This window comes from uncultured Pseudoalteromonas sp. (assembly GCF_963922945.1).
GTDB lineage: Bacteria > Pseudomonadota > Gammaproteobacteria > Enterobacterales > Alteromonadaceae > Pseudoalteromonas.
The window spans coordinates 1-5,646 of record NZ_CAWUKC010000129.1 but is presented as its reverse complement, the minus strand read 5'-3'; the positions used below and the strand labels follow the sequence as shown (position 1 = coordinate 5,646).

3 protein-coding genes and 1 pseudogene are annotated in these 5,646 nt (G+C 40.7%); 1 reads left to right on the top strand and 3 read right to left on the bottom strand.

Annotation, left to right across the window (positions count from 1 at the left end):
- Window positions 1-111: 111 nt before the first annotated feature.
- The 3 genes and pseudogenes from AABI99_RS17270 to elbB all read right to left on the bottom strand — a co-directional run.
- Window positions 112-774, bottom strand: a pseudogene (locus AABI99_RS17270) (GAF domain-containing protein); the annotation flags it as partial.
- Window positions 775-960: 186 nt separating this feature from the next.
- Window positions 961-1,356, bottom strand: coding sequence for a cytochrome c5 family protein (locus AABI99_RS17265; protein WP_338367363.1), 396 nt, complete (start codon window positions 1,354-1,356; stop codon window positions 961-963).
- Between the two features lie 204 nt (window positions 1,357-1,560).
- Window positions 1,561-2,208: an isoprenoid biosynthesis glyoxalase ElbB gene (elbB, locus tag AABI99_RS17260; protein WP_338367362.1), complete on the bottom strand. Its 648-nt coding sequence runs from the start codon at window positions 2,206-2,208 to the stop codon at window positions 1,561-1,563.
- A 524-nt stretch (window positions 2,209-2,732) separates the two neighbouring features.
- Here elbB and polA point away from each other — a divergent pair.
- Window positions 2,733-5,462 carry a DNA polymerase I gene (gene polA, locus AABI99_RS17255; protein ID WP_338367361.1) on the top strand — a complete coding sequence of 910 codons (2,730 nt, stop codon included), beginning with the start codon at window positions 2,733-2,735 and terminating at the stop codon, window positions 5,460-5,462.
- Window positions 5,463-5,646 lie beyond the last annotated feature (184 nt).

The window sequence follows — 5,646 nt, the reverse complement described above, 5'->3', positions numbered from 1 at the left end:
AAAATTGAAAAAAAAAAAATACACAAAAAAAAATTTTTTGGTTCCAGATTTCTTAAAAAAAAACCGGCCCCGGAATCCGCCCCCCCCCCCCTGGCCTCAATAGTGGTAAAATTGTTCAATTTCTAGGTTTAACGCATCATTACTTTGCGTCAGCGCACGGGTGCGAATTTTTACTTCAGATTCGAGTAGCTCTCTTTTTTTAACCCGCTCTATGGCTGTCGCTAAGTACAAAGACATCACTTCAAGCAACTGCAGCTGTTGACTGCTATATCCTTGCTGCTTATCGTAACTTTGTGCTGCAAGTACGCCAATAATGTTTTGCTCTTGATAGATAGGGACACCTACCCAATACTCAGCAGGTGAGCCAAGCGCTTTAAATAAGCCGTTTTCTGCAGCGTTTTGCATCTCCTGTTTGGTAAAGCATGTAGTTTTACCCAGCTTATATACATAACCTGTCGCGCCTTCTTCAAAGCTATTATCTTGATTAAGCGCAACTGATATACCATCTTTTTCATCACAAAAGTAAGAAAGCTCAAGAGCTTGGGTATATTGATTGGCAAGCACCACATAAAAGCTTTTGCTAGGCAGGTATGCTTGTAAAATGTCGTGGATAGCGGGGTAAAGTAAGGTTAATTCGGCAACAGAGCTTGCCTGCTCTGATAACTGGATCAGAGCACTTTGTAGGTGATGAGATTGCTTGTACTTTTCTAATAGCGTTTTAAGGCGTTTATTTTTACGCGCTAATTTACTTAGTTCTGCGGGCTTATCTTCCAATGACATGAACCATAGCGTTTTATTATTGTATGTTTATTAAACGTATAGTTTCACTTTTAGTTGCAATCGTCAAGCATCTATTGACCTAAAATAGCAACGAAAGATTATTTTAGTCATAAAAAAGGCCTATTGTAAAAATAGGCCTTTTCAAATTAATTAACCCAATGATAAATAGGGTAAATTAAATTATTTAGCTGTCATGAAATCAATAGCTGCGCTAATCTCATCATCAGAACAATCCATACATGTTCCTTTTGGCGGCATCGCATTAAACCCATTAATGGCGTGCTCAAGCAATACATCTTTGCCCTTAGCGATACGCGGTGCCCAGTCATCAGCTGATTTAGGAGCACCTAGTGCGCCAGTACCGTGACAGGCAAAACATGCGCCTTGGTACACTTGCTCACCAGAGCGAGGACCAGACGGCGCTGCGGCTGCTGCAGCTTTCTCGCCTTCAAGATAAACAGCCCCAACGGGTGCTAAACGTTTTTTTATCGCATCTTCAGTCATAGAGTTATCATATGGCTGTGCGTATGCGGTGGTTGCTAGCACTAATAATGCTGCAGCTGATAATTTTTTCATTTTGCCTTGCTCACTTCGATTTGAACGTGATCAATCACGATTATAGATGACGGAAATTAAACCGATTATACCTCTGTGTAACAATTTATAAAACGCCCACTGGTGTTTTTATCGATAAAACTGGCTAATTTTTGCGTTAACGCAATAAAATTGCAGGTTTTCGATACACTCTAGATATACAATAAATGGCTTAGTAAATCATTATTAGGCTAATGCTAGTACGTTTTTAACTAGCTTTTCGATCCCCGCATCAGCATCTAAAATAGATTGTGCCAGCATATAAGCAGGGGTGGTAACGAGTTTGTTGCTCTCATCAATCACAACATCGTCGACGGCACAGGTTTTATGAGTAGAGCCTAATTGAGTTAAAGCGCTCGCGGTTTCCTCGTCATTACCTATAGTTAGTGTAGCCTGTGGATATATAAACGGAATTAAAGCCGGTGCAATGCACATATAGCCAGCTGCTTTTTTGGCTTCGGCAAATTGTTTACACGCCTCTAACACTGACTCGTTTATTTGCGCATCAGCACCGTTAACTGCAAAATCACATAGATTTTTAGCCGCGCCGAAACCACCAGGTACTATTAATGCATCAAATTCAGATGCTTTTAATTCTGTTAATGATTTTATATCGCCACGGGCAATACGTGCCGCTTCAGTAAGTACATTACGGTTGCTTGGCATTTCTTCACCTGTGAGGTGATTAATAGTGTGAAGCTGCTCTACATCAGGAGCAAAGCATTGATATACAGCATCGTTTTTAGCTATGTGCAGTAATGTTAATACTGCTTCGTTTATTTCACTGCCATCGTACACACCACAGCCGGCTAATATTACCGCTACCTTCTTCATGCTTTTGTGCTCCTTAAGTATTTTAAATAAGTCGTTAGGGTGAAGTTTAACACGAGGTAAAACTCACACTAAAATAATTTTTTAGCTTAGAAAGTATTCTCGATGCAAGTTGTTTTGCGGTTTATGCCATTTTTGTCGTTGTGTTTATAAAAAAAATTATAAAGGATCGCTATGATCTTTGATCCATTATGCTAGAATACTCCTCCGGTTATTTAAATGGATGCAAATAACTAAAGTCACTAACAGCGGATGTATCAGTTAGAAAACCTTTTTCCACATTGGTTTTAAAATAATAAAAAAAGAACCTCGTATTATCTTTTTTAAACAAAACAAGCAGTTATTTATTTTTCTAAGCGTTTTACTACGCATCGGAAGGATAGTTTGTGGCTGTTATCTACAAAGTTATCCACAGGTTGCCCCGCAATAATTGTGATTGCTAAGGTCAATTCACTGTCGTTTTATGCCCAGCCTTATGGCATGCTTGTACTCATATTACTTTTTTGTATTTAGGATCCAAATTCACCATGGCTCAGATCCCCGAAAACCCGCTAATTTTAGTTGATGGCTCATCGTATTTATTCCGTGCTTATCATTCTCCACCGCATTTAACCAACTCTAAAGGTGAAGCGACTGGCGCTATTTATGGCGTGGTCAACATGCTTAAAAGTTTGATCAAACAATATGATCCAAGCCACATGGTGGTGGTGTTTGATGCCAAAGGCAAAACATTCAGAAATGATATGTATAGCGAGTATAAAGCTAACCGTCCGCCTATGCCTGACGATTTACGAACGCAAATAGCGCCACTGCACAGTATTATTAAAGCGATGGGCTTTCCGCTCATTAGTATCGAAGGTGTTGAAGCTGACGATGTTATTGGTACGTTTTCGCGTATAGCGACTGAGCAAAAGCGCCATGTATTGGTTTCTACAGGCGATAAAGACATGGCTCAACTTGTTAACGAGCATGTAACGCTAATAAACACCATGACCGACAGCATTTCAGATCCTCAAACCGTTGTTGAAAAATTTGGTGTGGGCCCTGAGCTAATTATCGACTATTTAGCGTTAATGGGTGATAAGGTTGATAATATCCCTGGTGTTGAAGGGTGTGGACCTAAAACAGCTGTTAAATGGCTGCAAAAATATGGATCGCTCCAAGGTGTTATTGATAATGCCGGCGACATTAAAGGCAAGATTGGTGAAAAGCTAGCAAATGCGCTTGATCACCTGCCGCTAAGTTATGAGCTTGCTACCATTAAATGTGATGTTGAGGTTGAGTCAGACTTAGATACTTTTAAAGTACAAGAACCAAATAAAGATGAACTGATTGCCTTATATGGAGAGTGTGAGTTCCGCCGCTGGCTAGCTGAGCTGCTTGATAACCCAAAAGCTGCAGAAAAAGCTGTGCCTACACAAGCAAATGAGCTGCCTAAAGTAGAAGATGCACATTACGAAACTATTTTAAGCGAGTCACAGTTTGATACGCTTATAGAGCAGCTAAATAGTGCTGAGCTGTTTGCCTTTGATACCGAAACAACCAGTCTTGATTACATGCAAGCCCAGTTAGTAGGGATGAGCTTTGCAGTAAAAGCAGGGGAGGCAGCTTATCTGCCAATCGCTCACGACTACCCTGATGCGCCAGAGCAATTAAGCTTAGAATATGTAATGCAAAAGTTAGGACCCATTCTCGCCGATGCTAATAAAGCTAAAGTTGGGCAAAACCTAAAGTATGACAAGAGCGTATTAGCCAATGCCGGTTACGAACTCAATGGTATTAAGTTTGATACTATGCTTGAGTCTTACGTATTTAATAGCGTAGGCACCCGCCATGATATGGACTCATTAGCGCTTAAATACTTAGGCCATAAAAATATTAGCTTTGAAGATATAGCCGGCAAAGGGAAAAAGCAGCTTACCTTTAATCAAATTGAGCTTGAGCAAGCTGCGCCTTACGCTGCAGAAGATGCCGATATTACACTGCGTTTACACCAAGTACTTTGGCCAAAATTAGAAGCTGATGAAAAATTAAAGTCAGTATTCGAAACCATAGAAATGCCATTAGTTAATGTTATTTCTGATATTGAACGTACCGGTGTAGCGATTGATAGCAACATGTTAGGGGCGCATAGTCAGCGTTTAGGTGAGCGTTTACTTGAACTTGAAAAAGAGGCTTTTGAGATAGCCGGTGAACCGTTTAACTTAAGCTCACCAAAGCAATTACAAGCAATTTTATTTGAAAAACTTGAGCTGCCAGTTATCAAAAAAACACCAAAAGGCGCACCGTCTACGGCTGAAGAAGTGCTACAAGAACTCGCGCATGATTACCCATTACCTAAGGTTATTATTGAGCACCGTGGTCTATCTAAGCTTAAATCAACCTATACCGATAAATTACCACTGATGGTGAACGAGAAAACAAAGCGTGTGCATACCTCTTATCATCAAGCTGTTACGGCTACAGGGCGTTTGAGTTCAACGGATCCTAACCTACAAAATATTCCAATTCGTTCTGAAGAAGGACGCCGTATACGTGAGGCATTTGTCGCGGCAGATGGGTATAAAATTGTGGCGGCCGATTATAGCCAAATTGAACTTCGCATCATGGCTCATTTATCGCAAGACAAAGGACTACTAAATGCCTTTGCAAATGGCTTAGATGTTCACAGCGCAACGGCTGCAGAGGTGTTTGGCGTTGAGTTAGATGATGTCACTACAGACATGCGCCGTAAAGCTAAAGCGGTAAACTTTGGCTTAATTTATGGTATGTCTGCTTTTGGCTTAGCGCGCCAGCTTGATGTACCACGTCATGAAGCGCAGCATTATATAGATAAGTATTTTGAGCGTTTCCCCGGTGTACTTGAGTATATGGAAACCACACGTGAAAAAGCAGCTGAAAATGGTTATGTAGAAACTATTTTTGGCCGTCGTTTACATTTACCAGAAATCAATGCTCGCAATGGAGCTCGCCGCAAAGGCGCGGAACGCGCAGCAATCAATGCGCCAATGCAAGGCACTGCCGCTGATATTATCAAAAAAGCAATGCTGAGCGTGCATAGCTGGGTTAATGAGCAAGCCCCTAATACCATTAAATTACTTATGCAAGTACACGATGAATTGGTGTTTGAAATTAAAACCGATTGTGCACAGGCGTACACAAAGCAAATTTGTGAGTTAATGTCGCAAGCGGCTAGCTTAGATGTCCCTTTAATTGTAGAAGCGGATGAAGGTGAAAACTGGCAACAGGCCCACTAACACACATTAAGCTTATACTTTAAAAGCGCCGCAAGGCGCTTTTTTATTGCCTCTAAATAGTCACTTATTCAAGTGAATAGGTATCTCTTTACAGAAAGAATCGATACAAGTGCTTTTTGTGTAAACAAAATTTAGGGCGTGTTGACCTTTGGCGTTTGAATTTGCAGCAGTATGTTTGGTTTTT